This window comes from Rhodococcus sp. G-MC3 (genome assembly GCF_030063335.1).
Taxonomy (GTDB): Bacteria; Actinomycetota; Actinomycetes; order Mycobacteriales; family Mycobacteriaceae; genus Rhodococcoides.
Map to the genome: position 1 here is coordinate 224,292 of NZ_JASISW010000007.1, position 23,925 is coordinate 248,216.

24 protein-coding genes are annotated in these 23,925 nt (G+C 62.8%); 10 read left to right on the plus strand and 14 right to left on the minus strand.

Features of this window, described 5'->3' with window-relative positions:
* Positions 1–34 precede the first annotated feature (34 nt).
* The 3 genes from QMK17_RS10240 to QMK17_RS10250 all read right to left on the minus strand — a co-directional run bounded on the left by QMK17_RS10240 (position 35) and on the right by QMK17_RS10250 (position 4,451).
* The gene (locus tag QMK17_RS10240) at positions 35–2,410 is read right to left on the minus strand and encodes a lysylphosphatidylglycerol synthase transmembrane domain-containing protein (protein ID WP_283508768.1); all 2,376 of its coding nucleotides are present in this window, start codon (positions 2,408–2,410) and stop codon (positions 35–37) included.
* Positions 2,411–2,541: 131 nt separating this feature from the next.
* Positions 2,542–3,129 (minus strand): GNAT family N-acetyltransferase, encoded by a 588-nt coding sequence (locus QMK17_RS10245; protein ID WP_283508769.1) that lies wholly within the window; start codon positions 3,127–3,129, stop codon positions 2,542–2,544.
* Positions 3,126–4,451 carry an MFS transporter gene (locus tag QMK17_RS10250; protein ID WP_283508770.1) on the minus strand — a complete coding sequence of 442 codons (1,326 nt, stop codon included), beginning with the start codon at positions 4,449–4,451 and terminating at the stop codon, positions 3,126–3,128. Before QMK17_RS10250 ends, QMK17_RS10245 begins: the two co-directional genes overlap by 4 nt.
* 165 nt (positions 4,452–4,616) lie before the next feature.
* Here QMK17_RS10250 and QMK17_RS10255 point away from each other — a divergent pair, with 165 nt between their 5' ends.
* Entirely contained in the window at positions 4,617–4,931 is a 315-nt protein-coding gene (locus tag QMK17_RS10255; RefSeq protein WP_283508771.1) for an ArsR/SmtB family transcription factor, read from the plus strand.
* A gap of 41 nt (positions 4,932–4,972) precedes the next feature.
* The gene (locus QMK17_RS10260; RefSeq protein ID WP_283508773.1) at positions 4,973–6,157 is read left to right on the plus strand and encodes a macrolide family glycosyltransferase; all 1,185 of its coding nucleotides are present in this window, start codon (positions 4,973–4,975) and stop codon (positions 6,155–6,157) included.
* 3 nt (positions 6,158–6,160) lie between these two features.
* Here the strand turns inward: QMK17_RS10260 and QMK17_RS10265 are convergent, their stop codons facing one another.
* The 5 genes from QMK17_RS10265 to QMK17_RS10285 all read right to left on the minus strand — a co-directional run bounded on the left by QMK17_RS10265 (position 6,161) and on the right by QMK17_RS10285 (position 9,846).
* Positions 6,161–6,547, minus strand: a complete 387-nt coding sequence (locus tag QMK17_RS10265; protein ID WP_283508775.1) for a hypothetical protein — start codon at positions 6,545–6,547, stop codon at positions 6,161–6,163.
* Positions 6,548–6,611: 64 nt separating this feature from the next.
* Positions 6,612–7,388: an AIM24 family protein gene (locus QMK17_RS10270; RefSeq protein WP_283508777.1), complete on the minus strand. Its 777-nt coding sequence runs from the start codon at positions 7,386–7,388 to the stop codon at positions 6,612–6,614.
* Positions 7,389–7,402: 14 nt separating this feature from the next.
* On the minus strand, positions 7,403–8,098 hold the full coding sequence (locus tag QMK17_RS10275; protein WP_283508779.1) for an AIM24 family protein: 696 nt from the start codon (positions 8,096–8,098) through the stop codon (positions 7,403–7,405).
* 1 nt (position 8,099) lies between these two features.
* A complete protein-coding gene (locus QMK17_RS10280; RefSeq protein WP_442972728.1) occupies positions 8,100–8,738 on the minus strand; it encodes an AIM24 family protein in 639 nt (212 codons plus the stop codon).
* Between the two features lie 130 nt (positions 8,739–8,868).
* Positions 8,869–9,846, minus strand: a complete 978-nt coding sequence (locus QMK17_RS10285) for an LLM class F420-dependent oxidoreductase (protein ID WP_283508781.1) — start codon at positions 9,844–9,846, stop codon at positions 8,869–8,871.
* Between the two features lie 112 nt (positions 9,847–9,958).
* On the opposite strand from QMK17_RS10285, the gene QMK17_RS10290 reads away from it, so the two are divergent.
* Positions 9,959–11,161 carry a thiolase family protein gene (locus QMK17_RS10290; protein WP_283508782.1) on the plus strand — a complete coding sequence of 401 codons (1,203 nt, stop codon included), beginning with the start codon at positions 9,959–9,961 and terminating at the stop codon, positions 11,159–11,161.
* Positions 11,162–11,218: 57 nt separating this feature from the next.
* The gene (locus QMK17_RS10295) at positions 11,219–11,599 is read left to right on the plus strand and encodes a VOC family protein (protein WP_283508784.1); all 381 of its coding nucleotides are present in this window, start codon (positions 11,219–11,221) and stop codon (positions 11,597–11,599) included.
* On the opposite strand, the gene QMK17_RS10300 is transcribed toward QMK17_RS10295, so the two are convergent.
* The 3 genes from QMK17_RS10300 to QMK17_RS10310 form a co-directional block, all read right to left on the minus strand.
* A complete protein-coding gene (locus QMK17_RS10300) occupies positions 11,600–12,694 on the minus strand; it encodes a S1C family serine protease (protein WP_283508786.1) in 1,095 nt (364 codons plus the stop codon).
* Between the two features lie 228 nt (positions 12,695–12,922).
* Positions 12,923–14,917, minus strand: a complete 1,995-nt coding sequence (locus QMK17_RS10305; RefSeq protein ID WP_283508787.1) for an HNH endonuclease signature motif containing protein — start codon at positions 14,915–14,917, stop codon at positions 12,923–12,925.
* 58 nt (positions 14,918–14,975) lie between these two features.
* The gene (locus QMK17_RS10310) at positions 14,976–15,263 is read right to left on the minus strand and encodes a helix-turn-helix domain-containing protein (RefSeq protein ID WP_283508789.1); all 288 of its coding nucleotides are present in this window, start codon (positions 15,261–15,263) and stop codon (positions 14,976–14,978) included.
* A gap of 75 nt (positions 15,264–15,338) precedes the next feature.
* Between QMK17_RS10310 and map the strand changes: the two genes are divergently transcribed.
* Complete coding sequence (map, locus tag QMK17_RS10315) at positions 15,339–16,112, plus strand: type I methionyl aminopeptidase (protein ID WP_283508790.1); 774 nt, start codon at positions 15,339–15,341, stop codon at positions 16,110–16,112.
* A gap of 20 nt (positions 16,113–16,132) precedes the next feature.
* Here the strand turns inward: map and QMK17_RS10320 are convergent, their stop codons facing one another.
* Together QMK17_RS10320 and QMK17_RS10325 are read right to left on the minus strand one after the other, a co-directional pair.
* Positions 16,133–16,870, minus strand: coding sequence for a nuclear transport factor 2 family protein (locus QMK17_RS10320; RefSeq protein WP_336620142.1), 738 nt, complete (start codon positions 16,868–16,870; stop codon positions 16,133–16,135).
* 596 nt (positions 16,871–17,466) lie between these two features.
* Positions 17,467–18,276: an IclR family transcriptional regulator gene (locus QMK17_RS10325; RefSeq protein WP_283508792.1), complete on the minus strand. Its 810-nt coding sequence runs from the start codon at positions 18,274–18,276 to the stop codon at positions 17,467–17,469.
* A 169-nt stretch (positions 18,277–18,445) separates the two neighbouring features.
* Here QMK17_RS10325 and QMK17_RS10330 point away from each other — a divergent pair, with 169 nt between their 5' ends.
* Genes QMK17_RS10330 through QMK17_RS10345 form a run of 4 tightly spaced genes read left to right on the plus strand, consistent with a single transcriptional unit; the run spans position 18,446 to position 22,456 of the window.
* A complete protein-coding gene (locus QMK17_RS10330; protein ID WP_283508793.1) occupies positions 18,446–19,315 on the plus strand; it encodes an isocitrate lyase/PEP mutase family protein in 870 nt (289 codons plus the stop codon).
* Between the two features lie 17 nt (positions 19,316–19,332).
* A complete protein-coding gene (locus QMK17_RS10335) occupies positions 19,333–20,592 on the plus strand; it encodes an aconitase family protein (RefSeq protein ID WP_283508794.1) in 1,260 nt (419 codons plus the stop codon).
* The gene (locus QMK17_RS10340) at positions 20,589–21,128 is read left to right on the plus strand and encodes a 3-isopropylmalate dehydratase (protein ID WP_283508796.1); all 540 of its coding nucleotides are present in this window, start codon (positions 20,589–20,591) and stop codon (positions 21,126–21,128) included. The genes QMK17_RS10335 and QMK17_RS10340 overlap by 4 nt, the downstream gene beginning before the upstream one ends.
* On the plus strand, positions 21,125–22,456 hold the full coding sequence (locus tag QMK17_RS10345; protein WP_283508797.1) for an MFS transporter: 1,332 nt from the start codon (positions 21,125–21,127) through the stop codon (positions 22,454–22,456). Before QMK17_RS10340 ends, QMK17_RS10345 begins: the two co-directional genes overlap by 4 nt.
* An 11-nt stretch (positions 22,457–22,467) precedes the next feature.
* Here the strand turns inward: QMK17_RS10345 and QMK17_RS10350 are convergent, their stop codons facing one another.
* On the minus strand, positions 22,468–22,872 hold the full coding sequence (locus QMK17_RS10350) for a hypothetical protein (protein WP_283508798.1): 405 nt from the start codon (positions 22,870–22,872) through the stop codon (positions 22,468–22,470).
* Positions 22,873–22,997: 125 nt separating this feature from the next.
* On the opposite strand from QMK17_RS10350, the gene QMK17_RS10355 reads away from it, so the two are divergent.
* Positions 22,998–23,876, plus strand: a complete 879-nt coding sequence (locus QMK17_RS10355) for a DUF72 domain-containing protein (protein WP_283508800.1) — start codon at positions 22,998–23,000, stop codon at positions 23,874–23,876.
* Positions 23,877–23,925: the final 49 nt, after the last annotated feature.

The window sequence follows — 23,925 nt, forward strand, 5'->3', positions numbered from 1 at the left end:
GTCGATCAGCTCAGTGAGAAAACTGCCTAGCCCGTCAGACCATGTCCTTCTCGGTCAGCCAGCGCAGGGTCGGCCACCCACAGAAGACCGGCAGCCAGCAGGTCAGCACTCGGTACAGCAACACCGACGGCACGGCGACACTCGCGGGAAGTCCGAAGGCGGCGAGCCCACCGATCAGCGCAGCTTCGACCGCGCCGACGCCGCCGGGGGTCGGCGCGGCGGAGGCAAGGGTGCCGCCGATCATCGTGACTACGGTGACAGTGACGAACGTGGTGCCGCCGCCGAACGCTTCGATGCTTGCCCACAGCGCCAGTGCGGCCCCGAGAGTGGTTGCTGCGCAACCGAGAACGATGATCGAGAATCGCTTCGGATCCTTGGCCAGATCGCCGAGTTCGCCGAACACTTCCTTGAGTTGCGGACGAACGGCGTTACGCAGCCACCGTCGAAGCGTCGGTACGAACAGCACCGTCCCGACGATGCCGAGGGCGACACCGGCGATCAGGTACAGCACCGTCGGGTCGGGAACGAAATGTGCGAGATCCGCCGACGTGCCTGCGACGACGGAGAAGAAGATCAACAGACTCAGGTGCGTGATCACTTGAACCGACTGTTGCAGAGCCACCGCGGCGGTCGCGCGCACCGCCCCGAGCCCGCCTTTCTGCAGGAAGCGCACGCTCAGCGCAAGACCGCCGACGCCTGCCGGCGTGGTGGTGGCTGCGAACGTGTTGGCGACCTGCATGATCGTCAGATTCTTGTAGCTCACGAGCCCTGATGCACAGGCCCACAGCGCCGCGGCGGCGCCGACGTAGGTCAGGCCCGACACAGCGAGCCCGAGCAGCGCCCACGACCAGTTCGCGCTGCCGAGTTCGGTGACGAAGGTCGGCACCGCACTGATGAACGGGTACGCGACGTAGACCAGGCCGATCAGCAGGACGAGCTGAATGATCTGGTTGCGTGTGAACCTGGTGACCTGCTCGGTCTGGATCTTCTCGGTGCCGGTCTGATTCACGACCTCGTCGCGCACGGCCTTCATGATGCCGCGGCCGTCGGGGACCGATTTCAGCACTCGCGTTGGAATCGCACTCTTGGTGAGCCGCCCTGCCGCAGTGATCACGGTGTCCTCGCCGAGGGTGTCGAGTGCGATGCGCACGGCCCGTTCCTTGCCGAACACCGCAGAGGTGGAGATCAGCAGCTGCGCTACGTCGGATTGCATCTGTGCAACCGATGCACCGAGTTCGGCGTAGGAGAACCCACCGAACAATGCTGACCCATTGTTGTCTCGGATCTCGGCGGTACGAAGGTCGCCGTGCGAGATCTGGTTCTCGTGCAGCGTCTGCACCCCGTTCCAGATGCTTCTTGCCAGCGAATCCGGCGTGGACTCGTCGACAGCTGCGCCGAGGGGCGCGGTGTGTGCGTACAGGGCCCACCCTCGCTCGAGGGCGGACACAGCCAGTGGCTTACTGCTGGCGATGCCCAGGTCGCCGATCGCGATGCCCATCAGCGCCCGATGCTCGACGGCTCGCCGCATGGATGCATGTAGTGGAACGAACTCCTCGCTGCGGAACGACAACCACCGCCACACCTGCCGGAGGGCGCCGCCGCTGCGCTGATTCTGGCCGTACATCTCGACGACGATGTCCGGTTCGGTGCCCTCGGCGGTGACCGACAGGACGAGGGGGCCTGGCCCTGCAGGCCTCAGCACCGTGAACGAGGTGACCGCATGTCCACGTCCGGCCAACAGGCGAGCTGCGGCATCCAGCGGGACCTCGAGCGCGGGGGTGCCCACCACCAGAACGATCAACGCTCCGACACACCACCCGACCGACAACCCGAGGAGCGACCGGGCCGGAACAACGGTGCTGACGAACAGGTGAATGGGGACGAAGGCCAGAAGGAGGAGCCACCACACCCGTCGCCACCGAGAAGGGAGCCATGGTCCGGAGACGGTGAGCACCGCGGCGAGCATCGCGATCCAGCGGGAATCGTCGAGGAACTGAGAAAGAAAAGTGTCGAGTCTGTCCGGGACGTCGAGATGCCATGCCGGGGTGGAGATGCCGGTGCCTGTGATCGACAGTGCGAGTCCGGCGATCAGAGCAGCGGATGCATACCCCGCGAGAAGTTTCCACTTGCGACCGGCGATGAGCCCGATCAGGATGCCGAACGGTAGGGCCAGTATTGCGACGCCGTACAGAAGGTATACAAGGTCCGACTGGTCGGGGCTGAGCACTCCGACGATATTGGAGACCGATGTTTCCAGCGCGTCCCATTGGTTGCGGGTGATGAGTGAACCCCCGACGACCGCGGCGAGCAGAATGACGGACAACACCACGCGCAGAATGTCGCTCGTGCGGCGGACAAGTGGTTGCAGCAGACGTCCCGTCACCGGAATTTCACGCCCGTCAACCCGCATGTTGTTTCTGTTCTTTCGGTCTGCTGTCAAGGGGCGTCGGCAGACGCGCCAGCGTCAACCTACCGCGCCCGCCCTATTTGTCTCGAGAGCCGTGTTCATCTCGAGAGCCGTGTTCATCTCGAGAGGCCCGTTCATCTCGCGAGCCTGCGTTGCAGCTCGTTCCGCACCGCAGGCCACTCGGAGTCGAGAATGGAGAACACGACGGTGTCGCGCAGGGAGCCGTCGGGCATGCGTTGGTGGTTACGGAGGACGCCGTCCTGTTTCGCGCCCAGATTGGCGATCGCCTCCCGTGACTGCATGTTCATCCAGTGAGTCCTGAATTCGACTGCGATACAGTCCAATTCCTCGAACGCGTGCGTGAGCAGTAGCAATTTGGACGCGGTGTTGGTACCACTGCGATGTGCCGATGCGGCGTTCCAGGTGGAACCGATTTCGAGGCGTCGGTTTGCGGCATCGGCGTTCGTGTAGGTGGTCATGCCGATTATCTGCCCGGTGTCCGCGCGACGCACAGTGAAGGGAAGCATGGATTGGGCGTCGAGCAGCCCAAGCCTCCGGTCGATCTCCGCGGCCATGTCCGCCGGCTGCGGCACCGCCGTGTACCAGAGTTTCCACAGTTCGCCGTCGCGGGCAGCGTCGCACAGGCCCTCTAGGTGGTCGTGGTGCAGCGGTTCCAAGGTGACGACGTCGTTGGTCAGGGTCGTCGGGCGCAGGAAGGTCACGAGCGCGACGATACTTCAGTAGTGTGCCGCGACTGTTCGCTCGCGGGCGAGCCTGCCCGGACGAGAAGTGTGGCGGCGACGGCGGTCAGTGCGACAAGTGCGGCAAGAATCCCGACCACTGTGTGGAAGGCGTCGGCGTACTCGTGCGGAAATCCTGGCAGCCCGGCGGCGGTGGCGTCGGCGCGTGGGCTGCCCGGCATCGAGGCATGAACGAACAGCCCCAGCAGCCAGGCGTACCCGGCGACCAGTATCGCCTCGCCTCCGATGCGGAAGAGGTTGAGCAGGCCCGCCGCGGTGCCACTGAGCTCGGCTGGGACCGATGCGAGTGCTTCGCCATCGACGAGACCGATCGGCAGTCCGAATCCGAGCCCGACGAGCGCCATCGGCACCAAGATCCACCACAGTGACATATCCGGCCGAAGCGCGAGCATGCCGAGATCGCCGACCACCAGTGACGCGAGGCTCAGATGGACGACCGTCGTTGGGTGAATCCTTCCGGTGCTGACCGCTTTCGCGACGACGGCCGGAGCTGCCAGAACCGGTGCAGTCATGGCGAGCATCAGCAGGCCCGCTGACCCCGGCCCCATTCCTGCAATGCCGCTGAGCGCGCCCGGCAGGTAGGTCAGCAGTGTGACGAAACCGATCGCGCCCGCAACCGGCACGAGGCAGAGGCCGAGGAACCTCGGGTTGCGGAGCAGGGAGAGGTCGAGGATCGGCGTCTTTCCGGTTGTGTTGTCGCGCGGGGGTTTGATCGCGGGTAGCGCGGCGGTTCCGCCGAAGGCGACCGCCAGCACCGCTGCCTGGGCGAGAAATACTCCACGCCAACCGATTCCGCCGACAAGCGCACCGGCGATGGTGGGACCTAGTGCGAGGCCGAGTCCGTTGACAGTTCCGAAGGCGGCGAATGCCTTCCCTCGCGCCGCGCCGGAGTAGGCGTTCGACAGGATCGACGTGGAACCCACCAGCACCGCCGCTGCTCCGACGCCTGCCAGGATCCGGGCGCCGTCCAGGACCGCCAGCGAGGGCGCCGCTGCGCTGAGAACGCCGGCGATACCGGTCACCGCGATCCCGATGCAGAACGCATTCTTGTGCCCGATCCGATCCGATGTCGCGCCCCACACGATTGTGAACAGAGCGAATGCGAGGTTGAACCCGTTGACAACCCACTGCAGCGGTCCCGGGCTCTCGCCCAGGTCGCGCGCGATCTCCGGTAGTGCGATAGCGGTCCCGGCAATCGACATCGGGATGACGAACTGCGCCGCCAGTACGACGGGCAGGATGAACTTGGAAGGCCGAGAGTCTGTAGGACGCTGAGTAGGCATCGGTTCCCCCTAGGTACGATGAGTGTCGTATCTAGAAGAGCAGAGATCCAGGTATGATGCAAGTCGTACCTTAATGCGGCTGCGCCGCACGTGAGCGGAAATACGTCCCAGGCGACGTATTTCCGCTCACATGCGACGACGTCGCCCGTACCGAACAGGACCGACATGGCAGACGAAAACGGGCATCCCGAGCTATCGGAAATGGAGCTCGGCAAGGTGATGTCGGCGCTCGCCGACCCGCTTCGCCGAAAGGTCGTCACCGAACTGGTGGGCGATGCCGATGGCGCCGAGCGTACGTGCATGTCCTTCGAGCTCGGAGTCACCAAATCGACTCTGACGCATCACTTCCGGGTCCTACGCGAAGCGGGCCTGGTGTTCCAGGTCGACCGCGGGAACAGTCGGAAGGTGACTCTGCGTCGGCGCGAGCTGAACGACCGTTTCCCCGGGCTGTTGGATCTGATCGCGAACGAGAGCCCGTAAATCGCTGGCGCCGTTCTCGTCCCCCGGTTAGCGTCGAAGCCGTGCACATTGCCATGATCGGATGTACCGCGCCGAGCCACATCTATCCCTCGCTCGGACTGATCGCCGAGCTGGTGAAGCGCGGGCATCGAGTCACCTACGCGGTGGGCGCGTCGATGGTCGATGTCGTAGAACCTGCTGGTGTCGAGGCTGTTTCGTTCGACTCGATATTGCCGCAGGGTGAGTCCGCCTGGCCCGAGGACCCAGCATCGGCAATGCGTGTGTTTCTCGACGAAGCCATTGGATCGTTCCCGGTTCTCACTGCGTTCTACGACGAGAATCGCCCCGATCTTCTCTTGTACGACATCGGCGGCCTCGCTGCTCCGGTTCTTGGAGTTCGGTACGACCTGCGTGCAGTGCAGCTATCGCCGACCTTGGTTGCGTGGGATGGTTACGAGGTGGACATGGGCGAGATGCTCGTGTCGATTCGTGAGTCCGATGCGGGCCGCGCGTATCACTCCGCGTACGCACAGTGGTTGCAGGACAATCGGATCGAAGTAGATCCTTGGGACTGGATCTCGCACCCGAGTGAAGTGCTGTCGCTGATTCCGCGGGCGATGCAACCCAACGCCGAACGGGTTCCCGATTCCGTGCAGTTCGTCGGACCATGTCTCGACCCTGCGCGGCTGGCAGATTCGTGCTGGACAGCTCCGCCTGGTGAGAAGAAGGTTCTGTTCGTCTCGTTCGGCACCGGTTTCAACGAGCGGCCGGACTTCTACCGAACGTGTATCGCGGCCTTCGGGGAGTCGAGCGGTGCGGCCAGTTCATGGCACGTGGTGATCGCAGTCGGACACCGAGTGGATATCGGCTCGCTCGGCGAGATCCCGCCCAACATCGAGATCTATCCGCAGGTCCCGCAGCTGGCGGTGCTCGCGGCGTCGTCGGCGTTCGTCACACATGCCGGGATGGGCGGCTGCACCGAAGCACTGTGGTTCGAGGTGCCGACCGTCGCTGTACCGCAGGCCGTGGACCAGTTCGGCAACGCAGCACTGCTCGAAGAACTCGGCGTCGGTGTCCAGTTGGCAGACGGCGATGTCACTGTCGACGGCCTCCGCGGCGCTGTGCAGACGGTCGCGAATTCGGGGCAGATCAGGGCACGGCTCGCCGAGGTGGGAGCCGAGGTGCGTAGCAACGGCGGGATCGAGAAGGCCGCCGATGCTGTCGAGCTCAGGCTTTCAGCACGCTGACGCTCAGTTTTCCAGAACGCTCACGCTGAGACCGTAGGGGAGGAATCGCACCTTGCGGGCAGTGTCGGTGTTGTCCTTGTGAGCCCGCAGCGCGTCGAGTTCGGAGGCGAAAACCTGATCGATGGTCGCTGTCCCTGCGTCGTCGACGATGTAGATCGCCCACACGCCGTCGCCCTTCGCGCCCGTCGTCTCGGTTTCGGGAGCTGCAGGGGATTGCTTCGGCTTGGGAGCGGCAGCCTCACCGAAGAAGGCGCCCCATGGCCCGATGGCGCCGGATTGCCCGATGAATTTGCCTACCTGATCGACGACGTCACGGAGTCCGTCGCTCGCTTCCTTGGCGATGCGATCGAAGTCTTCGGGGTCGATGTTGAACGGTCCGTTGTTGGTCATCACTCCATAGTGCGCCTGCTCGCGCTTTATTGCTTTCGATGAACTCGCTAGTGCTTTTGATGAACTACTGCTGCAGCCGGGAGCCGATGGTGGTGTGCAGGGCCCGCAGGCTGTTCTGCCCGAGACTCACCGTCTGGGACTCGATGTGCCGCAGCAGGTGGCCGTCGTCGAGTACCTTCTCGCTGGACTGAATGAGTACGGTTCCGGCGCCGGTGAAGTCGAACTGCCGTTCTTCGCCGCTGTTGGCGCCGAGGAATCCGCGGGCCGCGCCGAGGAAGTTCTGCATCCAGCCCGCGTCGAAGTGATGGCTCGGTGACGGGCAATCCGCCCAGCCGACGAGAGCCTCGGGGTCGATTCGCAGCGGCGGCTCGGCGAACATCACCGTACCGTTCGACGACGCCAGGAACTTGCCGGTGCCGAGGAGTGTCAAAAAGCCGGGAACGATGGACTGCTTGAGATCGAGGGTGGGCTCGAAGGCCAAGAGGTTCGAGGCGCGAATCGTCAGGTTCCCGCTGTCGAGGTCGTAGGAGTTGATGTTGAACCCGCGGTCGCCGAGGATCAGCTTGCCTTGGCCCTGCGCGAGTACCCAGTCGTTCGAGTACAGCGGCGACGAGAATCGAGCCGCGACAATGGCGGGCATCGACGTCTGCCCGAGCGGTTCGAATCGAACGTTGCCGTAATAGGCGATCATTGCGCCCTTGGATGTGAACCAAGGCTGACCTGCGAGTTCGACGCAGAAGGCGTAGTCGTTGCCCGGGACGTTGTCATTGATCGGCAGCGTGTGCGGGGTGTGGATCTCCACAGGAGTAGCGCCTGCGGAATGACCGGAATTCAGGCTCATTCTTCGTCGTCCCTTCAGAACTTCTGCTCGGAGGCTTGGACCCACACGGTGCCCACACCGGTCATCTTCAGCTGGATCGCTTCGCCGCTACCGCGACCGACAGCCTCACGCCAGCCGACGTTTGCCGAGATGTCGACAGTGATGTTGCCGAGGTGGCAAACGTAGGCCTGCGGGTCCACGACGACCTGTGGGTGTTCGGGCCCGACCTGAAGCGCAATCGCTCCGCCGTGGGAGAGCACCGCGACGCTCCCCTGGCCGGTGAGCTGTGTTGTGAACAGACCTTGGCCCGTCATCGCGCCGCGGACCGCGCCGCGCACACCCCCTTGCGAGGTGAGAGCGACGATCGAACTCTGCAGGTAGCCCTCGTGCACCAGAAGCCGATCGGCCTCGACCGTCAGCATCGACGAACCATCGAGTTCAATCACCTCGACGTACAGACCGGCGTGACCGTAGAAGACCTCACCCTGACCCTCCGCGGCCATCATCGCGACGTGTTCACCGGACATCATCCGGCCCGCCATCCCCGCGACGCCACCCACTGTGACCCCCGACCGCCCGCCGGGCGCAGCGCCTGCGGATCCCCCCATCGAATGCGGGATGAAGTGGACGTCGCCGGTGTAGTAGAGCATCGACCCCTTGCGTGCCAACACGTTCTGACCCGGCGCGAGAGTCGACTTGACGACTTTGCTGTTGACGAGTTCGAGCGGCATGTCAGCGCTCCTGGGGTTGGATGTAGACGACGCCTTGGCCGTCGAAACGGAGCGAGAACGCCTCGCCGCTGCCGCCGCCGATGGCGGAACGCCACGTGACATCGGTGACGAAGCTCTGGTTCAACTGACCGCGGTGCGCGACGAATGCGTCGGGGTCGACGACGAGCGGGTACTGCGGATCGACGGCGAGCGCGATCAGCGGACCACCCGCCGACAGCAGAGCAACCGAGCCGCTGCCGCTGACCACGGTCGTGAACAGTCCCTGCCCCGAGGTCGCACCGCGGAGCCCGGAGAATTTGACCTCCGTTTTGAGCGCCCCGGTCAGCGCGAGAAGCTGTGATGCTTCGACGTGCATCGAATCGTTGGCGAGTTCGACGATGGTGATGTCCTGCGCGTCGACGGCGAAGTAGACGATGCCCTTGCCGGAAACCTCCATGAGAGAGAGGGATTCGCCGGTAGCCCTCTGTTTGAGGGCGGCGCGCAAACCTCCGCCGCCGCCCATTCCTGCGTGTTTGAAAGCAACATCGCCTTCGTACGCGACCATCGATCCAGAAATCGCACGCAGCGAATCGCCCTGCGGTGATCCCTGGTTTAGATTCGCGACGAGCACCCGGTGCCCGTTGGTTGTCAGCTGAGCCACGGGGGAACTATGCCACGCGTCGCACGAGTGTGCCAGGTTGATGATGGCTGGGCGGAAAACGGACAGGGCGGAAAATCGGACAGGGCCGCAGGGAACGGATGAGTTCCCTGCGGCCCGGTCTGCCCAGCGATCAGACGAGCGGCTTCAGAGCCTTACCGGCGAGTTCGACGACTCCCGGCTCGTGGCCGTTGGTGATCAGGTTGATGATGATGCCGTCGACGCCCTGATCGAGCACGCGCTTCTGTACCTGCTCGGCGACATCGTCCGGTGTGCCGCAAAAATGCCGGTCGGTGGCCTTCGCTCTGTCGTCGTCGGACAGGTCGGACAGGTTGACGCCGTTGGAGAGCAGGTAGTCGCTCTGCAGCTGCTTGGCCTTGTCGCCGTCCTCGTCGAGAATGACGAACGCGAGGAAGCTGGTCTCTAGGTCCTTCGGGTCTCGGTCGACTTCCTCGCACCGAGCTTCGAGCGCCTTGATCTTGCGCGGCAGTTCGCTTGCATCGCAGATGATGTTGAGATGATCGGCGAACTGTGCCGCCAGACCGAATGTCTTCTTCTCGCCGCCGCCGCCGAGCATGATCGGCAGATCGTCACGGATGCGGGGCTCGTTGATGGCGTCCTCGACCTGGTACCAGAGGCCGTCGAACGTCGGGCGCGTGCCGCGGAGCATCGGTTCGATGATCTGCAGCGCTTCGTCGAGTCGTTCGAACCGGTCGGTGAAGGTGCCGAACTCCAGGCCGAAGCTCTTGTGCTCGAGCTCGAACCAGCCTGCACCGATACCGAGGATCGCGCGGCCTCCACTGACCACGTCGAGGGTGGTGACGGTCTTGGCGAGGATCGCGGGATTGCGGTAAGTGTTTCCGGTGACGAGGGCCGAGAGCTGGATGGTGTCGGTGGCCGTGGCCAGGGCGGACAGCGCCGAATAGGCCTCGAGCATCGGCTCGTCGGGCTTGCCGATCCCGGGCAGTTGGTAGAAGTGGTCCATGACGAACGCGGTGTCGAATCCCGCGGCTTCGGCCTCGCGCGCCTGCGCGATGACCTTGGGGAACAGGTCCTTTACGGAGCCTGAGTAGCTGAAGTTGGGCATCTGGTAACCGAGACGAATAGTCACCTGGTCAACGCTACTCCCGTCGGTGATGTGTGCCACCTGGACGTAGTGACTATGCCGCGCTAAAGTCAGGCTAGCTATAGTTTACTGGAGCCAGAGGAAGGGATCTTTGCTCATGTCTTCGAATATTGGACGGTCACACACATTCGGACGCGACGCGGTCATCGTCGAAGCAGTACGGACGCCGGTCGGCAAAGGCAAAGCGAGCGGCGCACTGCACGGTGTACACCCCGCGGATCTGCTCGCGCACAGTCTGCGGGCCATCGTCGAGCGAACCGGAATCGACCCGGCGCTCATCGACGACGTCATCACCGGCGCGGTAACCCAGGTCGACGAGCAAGCGTTCAACATTGCACGTACAGCGTTGCTCGCCGCGGGATACCCGGAGTCGGTGCCGGGCACCACCGTCGACCGGCAGTGTGGAAGTAGCCAGCAGGCAGTGCATTTCGCGGCACAAGGGGTAATGTCCGGTGCCTACGACATCGTCGTCGCGGCCGGTATCGAATCGATGGGCAGGGTGCCGATGGGTTCGAACATCAGGCCCGGCGCAAACCCTCGTGGCGTTGCGTTCGCCGAGCGATACTCCGAAGGATTGATCGCCCAAGGCCACAGCGCCGAATTGATCGCGGCCAAATGGGGATTCGACCGAACGGCGCAGGATGAATTTGCGCTGAACAGTCACGCCAAGGCCTACGCCGCTGCGACCGGAGGAAGGTTCGTCAAGGAACTCGCGCCGCTGCTCGAACTCGATCACGACGAGATCATCCGCAGCGGTGGGACTCTCGAGTCGATGGCTGGTTTGACACCTTCATTCGTTTCCGATGCTGTTGCACAGCGCTTTCCGCAGATCGACTGGTCGGTCACCGCGGGGAACAGTAGCCCCCTCAGCGACGGGAGCGCCGCCTTGTTGATCACCACCAGTGACGTCGCGGCTCGGTTGGGTCTGCGCCCGTTGGCGCGTTTGCACAGCTTCGCGGTGGTCGGATCGGATCCGCTGTACATGTTGACCGGCGTCATCCCCGCCACCGAGAAGGTGTTGCAGCGTGCCGGTCTGCAGCTGAGCGACATCGACCTGTTCGAGGTCAACGAGGCGTTCTCATCGGTGGTGCTGGCGTGGCAGAAGGAGACCGGCGCCGATCCGACGAAAGTCAACGTCAACGGCGGTGCCATCGCGATCGGGCATCCGCTCGGTGCCAGCGGCGCACGCATCATGACCACGCTTGTCAACGCAATGGAACAGAACGACGCGCGGTACGGGCTGCAGACGATGTGTGAAGCAGGTGGGCTGGCCAACGCGACGATCCTCGAACGGATATAGCTCCAGCGGATCAAGATACCCGGTGCAGGGTTGGGGAATCGGGTGAACAATCGGCCTATGCCGACACTCGATCTGACCCGCCCACCGTTCTCCGGATTTGCCGTCGACGATATCGACGCAGCGCGAGCGTTCTATGCCGACACGCTCGGGCTCACTATCGTCGACGGCGAGATGGGGCTCCTCCACCTCACGCTCGACGAGTCCCACGAGGTGCTGATCTACCCGCGCGATGGACACGTGGCCGCCCCGTACACAATTCTGAACTTCCCCGTCGCCGACATCGAGACCGCGGTGGACACGCTCATCGCGAAAGGCGTTGTATTCCAGCAATACCCGGACATGGGCACCGACCAGAAGGGGATCTTCCGTCACGGTGGACCACTCATTGCCTGGTTCACCGACCCAGCAGGCAACGTGTTGTCGGTACTGCAAGCCTGATCAGGCCGTCGGAGTTCCCTGTTCGAGCGTGACCGTCTGTTCCTGGCGGTCACCTTCTGTGGTCACCCACTGCAGGCGGACGATGTCCCCTGGTTCGCGTCCGACCATTTCCTCGGCGAGTTCGTCGGACGTCCGGACCGGTCTGTCGTCGAACGCCACGATCACGTCCCCGCTCTCGAGGCCGGTGCGCATGGCCGGCGAACCGTATTCGACGGATGCGACTGCTGCGCCCTCGGACGGACCCGCGCTCCGGAAGGTCGAGACGTCTCGCACCGAGACGCCGAGATAGGGCGTCGGGCCGACATGTACTGTTCCGTCGGATCGACCCGTTCTGACCTGCGCGACGACGGCCATAGCGGCATCGATCGGGATCGCGTACGCCTCGGGAGCCTGTGTCTGTCGCGCGTCGTCGGAGAGACCCGCTGCGTCGACGCCGACGACGTTTCCCCAGGCATCGACCAGCGGTCCGCCCGAATCGCCTGGCCGAACGTCGGCATCGATCTGGATCACCCCGGTCAGTTCGTTCGTCGATCCGTCGACCGAGTTCTGTGCGGTTATGGTCTTGTTCAGCGCAACGACCTTGCCTGGCGCCGGCACCAGAACTCCCCCGCCCGAGGCATTTCCGATTGCCGTAACCGAATCCCCGACGCCAAGTTCCGTCGAGGCACCGAGCGTCGCCACCGGCAGGTCGGATGCGGTGGCGAGTTGGAGAACCGCGAGATCGCGAGATTTGTCGTACCCCAGAACCGAAGCGTCGTAGATCAGGCCGTTGCCCATGTGTACGGCTGACACTGCCGCGGCCTGCTCGACCACGTGAAAGTTGGTGACCACGAGACCTTCCGGTGCGATGACGAAGCCGGTCCCGGCGACACCGGTAGGTCCCCAGTCGGCGGAGATTGTCACGACGATCGGATCGACCTGCTCCGCTATCTGCTCCGGGCTCAGCGGCGGCGGAGGGGGTGGGGGCAGCGCGACGACTGCAGGTGCAGGAGTCTCGACGAGCAATCCCGGCGCAAGAGGTACGAGGGGCGCAGCCAGCGCGGACACAGCAAGCGTCGCCGCTACGAGAAACGCCGCCCGGCTGGTCGCCTGCATAGGTACCGATTATTGCCTGCGGCCCGCAGTCCTGTGTAGATCGGGGTGATCCGGGAGCAGCGGATGGTCTGCGCGCCTGCGCCGAGACGTGGGTCAGGCGGCGTGGTCAAGGTCTCCGCGCGCGAGATGCCACCCTGGACATGGCTGTGCGTCGCCGCAGGTGTGTCTTTCTGCGTCGCAGCTGGCCGGTGTAGCTGTGTGGCTGTGATCTGCCGGCATGCGCCGGTTCTAGGGCCCTCCGGGCTCGGGTCCGCCGGTATCGCCTGGCCCTGGTGATTGATCTGCAGGGCTGGGGTCAGGGCTAGGGTCAGGACTAGGGCCGGGGATGCCTTCGGTGCCTGGTGCGGCGGGGTAGATGTATTCGTTCGGGTGGTGATAATGGTTGACCACACCAGTTCTGGTGGGATCCAACGTCACCGGTGGATGCCACAGTGTCCGCCCCGGGTAAGGATGATCAGGTCCGGCTTTCGTGGTCGCCCAGTCGTTCTCGGATGAGCCGACGAGTCGGTGGTGCATATCGCAACCGAAGGTGAGCGAGGCGATATCGGTACCGCCCCCAGCACCCCATTCATCGATGTGATGAACCTGCGACCAGGTCGCGGGACGGGTGCACCCCGGGAACGTGCAGCCACGGTCGGAAGCGATCAGCACGATCCGCTGATCCGCGGAGGCGATGCGTCGGGAACGCCCCAAGTGCAGCGCCCTGCCGTCGTCATCGAAAATCGCCAGATAGTGATGAGCATGCGCAGCCATCCGGATCGCATCACGCATCCGCACCAAAGACCCGGTCGCGGTGACGGCGTACCCGGTGGCGGCTTCGAGATCGGCGAGGGTCATCGTGAGCACCGCGGTGACCGGTAATCCACGGTGGGTACCGAGCTGCCCGGAAGCGAGCATCTGCCGGACGATGACTTTCAGAGCATCGTGCTGACGCCGTCCTTGGCTGCGGTGATCACGTTCGGCGCGGCGTGCAGCATCGGCATCGGCGTCGTTCACCGAATCCCGATCACTGTCAGGGTCGCTCTCACCGTCAGTGTCAGTGTCATCCGGACTGGGGCTGTCGCTGTCGAACAACGACGGATCCGGTAGGTCGGCGCCGGTGTTCCCCGAGCCCGAACCGCCAGGCTCACCCGGACCTGAACCCGAGCCGCCGGTCGCCCCGCCGGTCGCCCCGTCCGCTGGGCCGTCCGCGGGGTTCTCTGCTGGGTCATCGGCTGGATCATCGACGACAGGCTTGTCGTCAGCGGGATTGCACATCCCTGGTTTCGCCCACTTCGCGAACGCCGCCTCCAGATACGCCCGCGTCTCGGCGTCGACGACGAACGTGCCCTTCGACAACCCGTCCTCGCCCTGATCGCTGAACTTGAAGAAGCACCGATTCGCGACCTGCTCCTCGTCGACAAGCTTTCCGTCGGGATCGAGAGTGTCGAAAAGCCGCTTGGCGGCCGCATCGAACTCCTCCGGACCCAACTGCCGCGCCAACTCCGCCAACTGCCGATCGGCGTTCTCCCGGGTCTCGATGTCGATGTCGCGGCTCAGGCTGGTGAAAAACTTCTTGACGATGATCTGATGTTCCTCGTCGAGGACACCATCCGCGGCGGCAGCGGCGGTCGCCGCATGCTCCGGGGCCAGTCGCTCCCCGGACATCGCCGAGCGGTGACCGAAGTGGTTCGCAAGCCGGATCCGCTGCCCCGCACGTTTCGAGGAAAACCGCATCAAACTCGACAGTGCATACGGGACCGAACCGGGGATGTCGTCGAGACCGTGCTGGGCGATGACATCAGCGATCCAGGTGTGCGAAAACCCGAACAGGGCCCGGTGCACCGCCTCGGCACGTACCAGCAGAGCACGCCGATCGGAATTGCACAGTACGACGTTGTCGATGCGGCCGAGGATCTCGACCTGCTCCTCGATGATCGCGACGACCTTCGCGAGATAGGCAGCCTCGATCACCGGCACCGACGGATCAACCGCCTCAGCCGGTTCGACACCCGAATCATGCCCGGCGGCAGTGTCGAACGGATCGCACGCCAACGGAAAGCTCTCGAACCACCGCGCGAACTTTTCTACCTCGAACTCGGCATCGGTCGGCGACAGTTCGCACGGCGAATGCAGATTCTCGAACCAATCCTCGGAATCGCCCCAGTGCCGTTCGGGATCGAGAATAGACAACACAGCATCCGCTGTGTCGGTCACCCCTGCGTGCTCGTCCCCCGAATCCATACGACAAACATAACCCAAATCCAGGCAAATGTCGAACACATGTTCGAATAAATCTGAGCTACGAGGACAAGCGCTCCGGTGTCTCGCGCTCGATGCCGTCCAATGGCTGGTTGATCTCGGCCCACACCGCGTCGAGCGAGAGTCCAACAACAGCGGCGATGGCCGCGATGGTCGGGAAAGCTGGGGTGGCAACGCGGCCCGACTCGATTTTTCGGAGTGTCTCCGGCGAGACTCGGGCGTCGAGCGCAATTTCGAGCATCGTCCGATCGCCTCTGGCGCGACGCAGCAGGGCGCCGAGGCGTCGTCCGCGCTCGACCTCGGCAAATGTGAGTGGCAACCTGACCATGAGTCCGATACTAGTACGGGATAGTTTGGCCGGTATAGTTATTGGATCGCTACAACAGACCGAGGAAGGCACCGCATGATCGAGATTCTGAACCCCGCCCAGCTGGACCGAGCACGGGAGACAGGTGCCCTGGTCGGTCATATCCTTCACACTCTGAAAGAGAAGTGCACGGTCGGCACCAACCTCCTCGAGATCGACCGCTGGACCCAGGAAATGATCGTCGACGCCGGCGCGACCTCCTGCTACGTGGACTACGCACCGTCGTTCGGCCGCGGCCCGTTCGGCCACTACATCTGCACAGGCGTCAATGATGCAGTGCTGCACGGGCTCCCGCGCGACTACTCCCTCGTCGACGGCGACCTGCTGTCCCTCGATCTCGCCGTAGTCCTCGGTGGGGTTGCGGCCGACTCCGCGATCAGCTTCATCGTCGGCGACACAAAGCCTGCAGAGAGCGTCGCGATGATCGACGCGACCGAACGCGCGCTTGCTGCAGGGATCGCAGCAGCAGGCCCCGGAACTCGCATCGGCGACATTTCCCACGCCATCGGATCGGTTCTGGGCGAGGCGGGTTATCCGATCAATACGGAGTTCGGTGGCCACGGCATCGGGTCGACGATGCATCAGGACCCGCACATCTCCAACACGGGACGCCGAGGCCGTGGGTACAAGCTGCGCCGCGGGCTGATGCTGGCATTGGAGCCGTGGGTCATGGCTGATACCGCTGAGCTCGTCATCGACGACGATGGTTGGACGCTCCGAAGCGCAACCGGCTGCCGTACCGCGCACAGTGAGCACACGATCGCTATCACCGACGACGGAGCAGAGATCATCACCGCCGCCAAGCGCTGAAAGCAGCCGATGCGCGCTGCTCATCCAGGGAACAGGGTGACGGACTCGATGTCGAGACCACTTGGCGCGAACCGAACGAAGACGACGCCGTTGCCCGTGGATCTCTCGACGGTCGCACTCACCGTCCGGCCTGCCGCGATGAATTTGCGGTAGGACCCGCTCAGGCTCTCGCGCGAAATGGGCTCGCCGGAAGCAAGTTCTACTTCCAGCGTCCCGTCGCCGTCGAGAGCCGACTGTGCTGCACGCTTCCCTTCCTCGCCGACGCCTTTCAGTCCGCGCATGAAACCGAGCGCCCCGCCGAATCCTTGGTTTCCGATCAGCTGCGGCGTCAGCTTTGCGGACGCGGTCAACCCCGCCATTCCTGCGCCGAGCAGCCCTCTGATCATCTTCGCGAGTTCCCAATGTGCTTCGAGGCGGGCGATTTTCAACACACCATTTTCGTCGACGAGGTCGTAGCGCAGGTGCATCGGTACGTTCAGCGTGGCCCCGGTGGACATGATGGTCTCGAGCGTGAGATCTCGGACTATGGACATACCGGAGACGATGTCGTTCTCGACGTGGAAATTGATGGTGTTGGGGGCGATGAACGTGTCGTAGAACCGGGCGATCGCCGCCTTTCCGACGTGTGGCTTGGAGCCCACCGGATCGTTGACGATGCCTTCCGCGGAATACAGATCCACCCATGCGTTCCTGTCGCCCGCTGCAACAGCATCGGGTGATCCTTGGACAGTGGCCAGCAGTTCCTCGGCGGTACGCACGACTTCGAAGCTACTGCGTGTACCGGGCGTCGGTTGGCAGTTTGCGCCGACTGCTCGCGGCACATCCGAGCGCGGGGTGAAGTCGGTGACGAACTCGCCGTACTGGGTCGAACTGCAGTAAACGGCGAAGCTGTTGCGTCTTCGTCCTCGAAGTGATGGAAGTCGGCCAGCACTTGCTCGGTCCTCCTCATCACCGACTCCGGAAGGTTGTAGCCGATGTAGAGCATCAGGAATTTCGCGCCGGCGATATCGAGCAGGTCGTGGTGCATGTCCGCACACGAACACGTGCAAGGTGAGATCGTTCGTGTTGACCGATATTCCCTGCCAAAGCAATTCGGCCGAGTGGACGGCTGGGGGCGTCGCTGTGTAGCAAAGGTAGGGATAGTCGTCCCGCCCTGATGTCAGGGACTGCGCCGCAGAACTCTCGGCACCTCGGGTGACGCCGTCTCCAGATATACCGCTACTCACGCCTGCCGGCATGTTCGATGTGGGTCGGCCACGGCATCGGTGCCGACGAGCCCGCGGGCGAGAACTACAGGTCCAATTGTCGGCGCGGCCTTCGCTCTGCCCAGAGGTAGCGACGCAGTAACGGGTCGTCAGTTTTGACGTTGTAATGCCTCTGCTGCTCGTGTCAGCCGAGCCGCTGCGTCCCTGACCCGATCGATCTTCCGTGTCAGCGCATCTCCCTCGAACGCCTCGGTACGTCCACCGATGCTGATCGACGCGACGACTGCACCTCCTCGGCCCAGAATCGGCGCGGCCACCGCCGCTACGCCGGAGAGGTAATCGGAGTTGCTCACCGAGTATCCGAGGGCCTTGACGGAGTCGAGATGTTTTGTGAGGGCGGCTGCGTCGGTCAATGTCCGGTCGGTGTAGGTCGTGAGGTCGTCCCGAATCCAGCGTTCGCGCAACCTCTCGGAATGTGCGAGCATCACTATCGGACCAGCTGCAGCGTGGTAGGGCAGTACCGAACCGATATTTATGCCCGCGACCACCAGAGGGTTGTTTCCTTCCACGCGGTCTATACAGACTGCACCCTCGTCGGCAGGGACCATCAAATACGCTGTGTCGCCGAATGCTTCGGCGAGTTGCGCCATGTATGGCCGTGCTGCCGTCCGGATGTCGAGGTGTGCGAGGGCAGCGGAGCCGATCTCGAAAACAGGCATTGCCACGCGGTACTCCCCGTCCGAGGTTCGATCGATCCACCCGGCGTGGATGAGCGTCGTCATCAGACGATGCACAGTAGTTTTGTTCATTCCGCTTGCCAACGTCAGGTCGTTCAAGGTCCAAGCAGAATTTGCGGCATCGAAGTGCTCGAGGAGACTGCATGCCTTCAGTACGGCTCCGACGATGTCGCGGCCCGACTGGACCACTGCCTGATTTTCGGGCTCGATAGGCGCAGCCACAGGTCCCCACTTTCAAATTCGATGCCCGATCGGTCCAGTCATCATACGAAGCCGGGTCTTGGTGAAGTCGCCTTGACATGTGACTCGTGCCACTCTACATTCCGAATGACGATATGCGGAATGAATTCCGCAGTGCGAAACGCGGTGCTGTGAAATGGATGGGGTGAACATGTCAGCTTCAACTCTCAAGGAACTCACGGAAGGCGGTCTCGTGTATGCGCCGGGCGTGTGGGACGGACTCACCGCACGACTTGCCGAACAGGCTGGATTCAGCGCGCTGTGTGCGTCGGGGTTTGCGGTGTCAGCCGCTCTCGGCCTGCCGGACGCCGAGCTCTACACGATGACCGAGAATCTGACCGCGGTTCGAACTATCCGTGAATCCTCGAAGCTCCCGCTCGTCGCGGATATCGACACCGGCTACGGCAATGCGGTGAACGCCGCGCGGACCGCGTCCAAATTCGTTGATGCCGGTGTCCAAGGAATGTTCATGGAGGATCAGGTGTCTCCGAAATCTTGCCCGATATGCGTCGGTGACCCCGTGGCGCTGGTCGACATCGCCGAAGCAAGCGGCAAGATCCGAGCGGTGCGCGACTCGATTCCCAGTTCCATCTTGCTGATCGCACGCACCGACTCCATGGGCGACGATGCGATCCGCCGCGCCCATGCCTATGTCGACGCCGGTGCAGACATGATCATGCCGGTGACCAAGACGTTCGAGACGATCGAGGAATGGGAACGATGCCACGCCGAGGTGGGAGTTCCATTGATGGCTACCCTCACTGCGTCGACGTGGACCGAGCGCGATTTCACCCCCGAGGTGCTCGATCGGATCGGAGTTCGACTCGCACTACTTCCGACCCAGGTGCTCATGGCGGCCACCGGAGCCGCACAGGAGGCGTTGCGACGACTCGCCGGCGGGGAGGCGCCTGCGTCTGTCAGTGCGGACGCGCTCTCTCATCACGAGTTCGTCGACCTCATCGGATTCTCTGAGGTCGAAGCGAAGCAGCGCAAATATCTTCCCGCCGAATCGGTTCGGTGACCGGTATGGGATACACGATGACCGAGAAGATACTGGCCAGAACATCCGAAGCGGCAAATGTGCGAGCCAGGGAGAACCACGCCGTGCGCCCGGCTCGAATGATCGCCTATGACTTTCCCGGGTACACCGACGTGATGTTTCGTCAGATGCGGGACGATTTCGGCATAACCGAGTTGTCCGATCCCAGCCGCTACGTGGTGTTCATCGATCATATGCTGACCAAGAACGACGAAAAAGAAGCCGAAGTTCATCGGGTCACCCGCGACTGGTGCACGTACTACGGAATCGAGCTTCACGAGGGCCGCGGGATCGGGCATCAGTTGACTGCCGAACTGGGACTCGCCATTCCAGGGGACTTCCTCGTGCACTTCGACGGCCACATCAGTGGCATCGGAGCCTTCGGCGCGCTCGGCTGGGGAATTCGTCGTGACCTTATCGAGGCATGGGTGACCGGCCAGGTGCACGTCGATATTCCCGCAACCACTCGATTCGACCTCGTCGGTGACTTCTCGCCAGGAGTCGACAGCCGCGACCTCGTTCACACAATCATCGATCTCGTAGGTGCAGACGGATGCGCTCATCAGGTGATGGAATTCGGCGGCCCCGGTGCACGGTCGATGAAGATCGATCACCGCCAGGGCTTGTGTGGCATGGCGATGTTCACGGGCGCAGTCTCCGCGGTTTTCGAGCCTGACGAGCTCTCTCTCGCTTACTCGAATAATGTTGTGCGGCAACGATTCGATCCGGTCTACCCCGACGCTGACGCCGAGTATGTAGCTCGTCACACGATAGATCTGGCGACGGTGGTGCCTCGCGTCGTGCAGCCGGGGTCGGCTCGTGCAGCGAATACGAAAACCGCGTCCGAGGTCTCCGGTACGCCTATAACGAAGGCATTCATCGGATCCTGCGCCAGTGGCCGAATCGAAGACCTCAGAGCTGCAGCATTGGTTCTCGACGGACGAACGATCGCACCCGGCGTCGAACTGAACGTCGTACCGACGTCACAGAAGGTGCACGAGCAGGCCGAGAGCGAGGGCATTCTCGATGTTCTGCGTGCTGCCGGTGCGAACATCGCTGTGTCGAGCTGCGACTTTTGCTTCGGGTACCAGAAACCTTTGCAGGCAGGCGAAAATTGCATTTCGACAGGTGTGCTGAATATCTCGGGAAGAATGGGAAGCTCGGATGCCAACATCTACATGGGATCGCCGTACACGGTCGCGGCCAGCGCGCTCGCCGGCGCGCTACATGAGTGGACACAGTCGGAGGTAGTGCGGTGAGCGCATATCCCCCACCGCCGGACGTCATCGACGGTACTGTCGCCTGGATCTTTGGCGACGACTTCGATATCGACCTCGTCGTCGGAGTCTCCAACATCAAGTCTTACGATCCGATCCATCTTCGTTCGGCGTGCATGACTGCATACGACTCGACATTCGTCGACCGGGTTCGACATGGAGACATCATCGTCGGCGGCCGCAACTTCGGGTACGGTCATCCGCACTATCCGCCGATGGTCGCGCTTCGCAATGCTGGAATCGCCGCAATCGTCGCCGAATCCTTCTCTCCCGGTTTTTGGCGGGGTGAAACTTTCAACGGTATGCCGCTCATCGCCATTCCCGGTGTGGCCACAGCGGTGGCGATCGGAGATGCCGTGAAGCTGGACTGGCGTGCGGCGTCGCTTCGCACAGCCGGAGACACCGAACTGATCGGCACACCACCGAACGCCAGAACTGTCAAGGTCATCGAGGCCGGCGGTTCCTACGAACTTCTCCTCGCCGAACACTCACTCGCACAGCAAGGACAGTCGACATGACCAACGTGGAACATCCTTCCGCCAAGCCGACCACGAATATCTCCGAAGGTAAGGCCGCCAACACCACGGCGCGGCGTGCCGCGATAGCAGGTGGCGTCGGAACGCTCATCGAGTACTACGACTTCGCGGTGTACGGATTTCTTGCCGTCGTCATTGCGCCGCTCTTCTTCCCCTCTACGAGTCCCGGCGTTTCCATTCTGGCCACGCTCGCCGTATTCGGAGTCGCATACGTGGCGCGCCCGCTCGGTGGAATCTTCTTCGGCCGGCTCGGTGACCGACGTGGACGCAGATCTGCGCTCGTCATCACCGTCGTGTGTATGGGCATCGCCTGCGGCGTGCTGGGTCTCCTTCCGACACATTCGTCGGTAGGCTTCCTGGCTCCCATTCTGCTGGTAATAATTCGACTGGCGCAGGGCTTCTCGGCCGGCGGAGAGATCGGCGGTGCCGCGACGTACATTGCGGAATCGGCACCGCCGAATCGTCGGGGATTCTTCGGCTCGTTCACGCCGATCGGATCCACGCTCGGATTCGCTGTCGCTGCAGCGGTGGTCGGCCTCGTGGCTCTCGGAACTACCGACGAGCAGATGTCGTCCTGGGGTTGGCGCATTCCGTTCCTTCTGGCCCTTCCACTTGCTGCGGTCTGCCTTCGGGTTCGTCTGAAGCTCGAGGACACCCCGGAATTCGAGGAGATGGCCGAGAAGAATCAGGTCGCCGAGAGTCCATTGTCGGATGTCGTCAAGAAGAATCCCTACTCGGTGCTTCGGGTCATCGGTATCGCCATTGCAATGAACGGCTCCGGGTACATCGGGCTCACCTATTTCAGCGTGTACCTGATCAACGATCTCGGGTTTTCCAAAGATTCGGTGTACTGGACATCGGCAATCAGTATTGCGTTGGCGTGCGCCACGTTCCCGCTCAGCGGCATGCTGACCGATCGCTTCGGACGTAAGCCCGTGCTTCTCACCGGCTACCTCGCGTACATTGTGATTGCGTTGCCCGCGTTCATGATTCTGGGATCCACGGCCAGCATCGTGGTGGTCGGCGTCGTGTATTTCGTGTACATGGTTCTGAACGGCATGGTTCAGGTTCCTGCATTTCCGTTGTTCACGGAGCTGTTTCCCCGTTCGGTTCGGTACACCGGGGTATCGCTCGGATTCAATATCGGCACTATTGCAGCCGGTGGCACAGCACCCTACGTCGCTGCTCAGTTGGTCGAATCAACAGGCAACAGCATGTCCCCTGCGTACTGGGTGATGGGAGTTTGTGCGATCGGCGTAGGCACCGTGCTCACGATTCGCGAGACTGGAAATTCCTCGCTCCCTGTGTGATGCGGTTGCCGTCAGATCTGGTGAATCCACGAGACGAACAGAATAACGCCGCCCACGCTGAGCAGGATGGAAACGACGGTGATCCACCAGGGACAAGTCCGAGAGAAGAGTCGCTCTCGAAGTCTGGCGATCAGTTGTAGCAGGACGACGGCGACCGGCAGCAGCAGGATGCCGAGTAGATGGACCGCCCACGCACCTACGAGAGTTGGACCGCCCCAAGAATACTCGTAAGAATCGTCGGTGATCAAGCCGTAGAACAGCGCCCGAAACATAGCCACTGCTGTCAATCCGAGGAGTAACCAGGCAACGAGAACGACGGGGACGAACAATGCGACCTTCGTAGGCGGGCCCGCCGGGCACCACAGCGCGTTGCTCGCTCGCCGGAGATGTTCTCGCACGTTGGGTGTGAACCGCATGACGATGACGCTACGACACGATCTCGCCTGTGTCGTAGCTCCACGGGGTGACTTCGTACCCCTACTGGGGTATGGCGACACTGGGGTATGGCGACACTGGGGTATGGCGACCTAGGCTGTTCCGCATGTCACCGCTCCGTCCTTCGTCATTGCGTTCGTCAGCAGCAGGAAGGCGAGCGCCCGAGCGCGCGGCACCGGAAGTCAGGGTCGGCATCTCGGGTTGGACCTACGCCCCATGGCGTGGGGATTTCTACCCGAAGGGACTGCCCCATCGGCGGGAGCTCGAGTACTCGTCGGAGCACCTGACCTCCATCGAGATCAACGGCACGTTCTACGCCATGCAGAAGCCGTCGAGCTTCGTGAAATGGCGCGACGAGACGCCGAAAGATTTCGTGTTCTCCATCAAGGGCGGTCGCTACATTACCCACGTGAAGAGGCTTGTCGGTGCCGAACCTGCGCTGGCCAACTTCTTCGCCACCGGGGTGTTGAGTCTGGGCTCGAAGCTCGGCCCGTTCCTGTGGCAGCTCCCGCCCAACTTCCAGTTCGACGCGGCAAAGCTCGAAGCGTTCTTCGATCTGCTTCCCCGAACAACAACGGAGGCTATCGAACTTGCCGAGCAGCGCGATGACAAGTTGGCCGAGGATCGCGTCAGTCTCGTTGCGGACGTTGACAAGCCGCTGCGTTATGCACTCGAAGTGCGGCACCCAAGTTTTGACACACCGGCAGCCGTCGAACTGCTTCGTGAGAAGGACATTGCGTTCGTCGTTGCGGACAGTGCAGGCAAGTACCCGTACGTCGAGACGCCAACATCGAACTTCATGTACGTCCGGCTTCATGGCGCCGAGGAACTCTATGCGAGCGGATACGACGACGATGCACTGACGGTGTGGGCCGAGCGTATCGCCGAATGGACGACGCAGAAGCTCGATGTGTTCGTGTACTTCGACAACGACGTCAAGGGCTACGCGCCGCATGACGCTATGCGCCTGATCGAGCGTCTGTAACTCTTTCTAGAGTTAACTAGCGCCAAGCAAAGAGTGCTGTAGATGATGC

Excerpts from the sequence above, each read along its gene's own strand:
- QMK17_RS10330 (WP_283508793.1), top strand. The coding sequence starts at position 18,446 with ATGTCAGCTTCAACTCTCAAGGAACTCACGGAAGGCGGTCTCGTGTAT.
- QMK17_RS10240 (WP_283508768.1), bottom strand. The coding sequence starts at position 2,410 with ATGCGGGTTGACGGGCGTGAAATTCCGGTGACGGGACGTCTGCTGCAA.
- QMK17_RS10265 (WP_283508775.1), bottom strand. The coding sequence starts at position 6,547 with ATGACCAACAACGGACCGTTCAACATCGACCCCGAAGACTTCGATCGC.
- QMK17_RS10250 (WP_283508770.1), bottom strand. The coding sequence starts at position 4,451 with ATGCCTACTCAGCGTCCTACAGACTCTCGGCCTTCCAAGTTCATCCTG.
- QMK17_RS10275 (WP_283508779.1), bottom strand. The coding sequence starts at position 8,098 with ATGCCGCTCGAACTCGTCAACAGCAAAGTCGTCAAGTCGACTCTCGCG.
- QMK17_RS10335 (WP_283508794.1), top strand. The coding sequence starts at position 19,333 with ATGACCGAGAAGATACTGGCCAGAACATCCGAAGCGGCAAATGTGCGA.
- QMK17_RS10290 (WP_283508782.1), top strand. The coding sequence starts at position 9,959 with ATGTCTTCGAATATTGGACGGTCACACACATTCGGACGCGACGCGGTC.
- QMK17_RS10310 (WP_283508789.1), bottom strand. The coding sequence starts at position 15,263 with ATGGTCAGGTTGCCACTCACATTTGCCGAGGTCGAGCGCGGACGACGC.
- QMK17_RS10305 (WP_283508787.1), bottom strand. The coding sequence starts at position 14,917 with ATGGATTCGGGGGACGAGCACGCAGGGGTGACCGACACAGCGGATGCT.
- QMK17_RS10350 (WP_283508798.1), bottom strand. The coding sequence starts at position 22,872 with ATGCGGTTCACACCCAACGTGCGAGAACATCTCCGGCGAGCGAGCAAC.
- QMK17_RS10255 (WP_283508771.1), top strand. The coding sequence starts at position 4,617 with ATGGCAGACGAAAACGGGCATCCCGAGCTATCGGAAATGGAGCTCGGC.
- QMK17_RS10345 (WP_283508797.1), top strand. The coding sequence starts at position 21,125 with ATGACCAACGTGGAACATCCTTCCGCCAAGCCGACCACGAATATCTCC.
- QMK17_RS10270 (WP_283508777.1), bottom strand. The coding sequence starts at position 7,388 with ATGAGCCTGAATTCCGGTCATTCCGCAGGCGCTACTCCTGTGGAGATC.
- map (WP_283508790.1), top strand. The coding sequence starts at position 15,339 with ATGATCGAGATTCTGAACCCCGCCCAGCTGGACCGAGCACGGGAGACA.
- QMK17_RS10300 (WP_283508786.1), bottom strand. The coding sequence starts at position 12,694 with ATGCAGGCGACCAGCCGGGCGGCGTTTCTCGTAGCGGCGACGCTTGCT.
- QMK17_RS10355 (WP_283508800.1), top strand. The coding sequence starts at position 22,998 with ATGTCACCGCTCCGTCCTTCGTCATTGCGTTCGTCAGCAGCAGGAAGG.
- QMK17_RS10295 (WP_283508784.1), top strand. The coding sequence starts at position 11,219 with ATGCCGACACTCGATCTGACCCGCCCACCGTTCTCCGGATTTGCCGTC.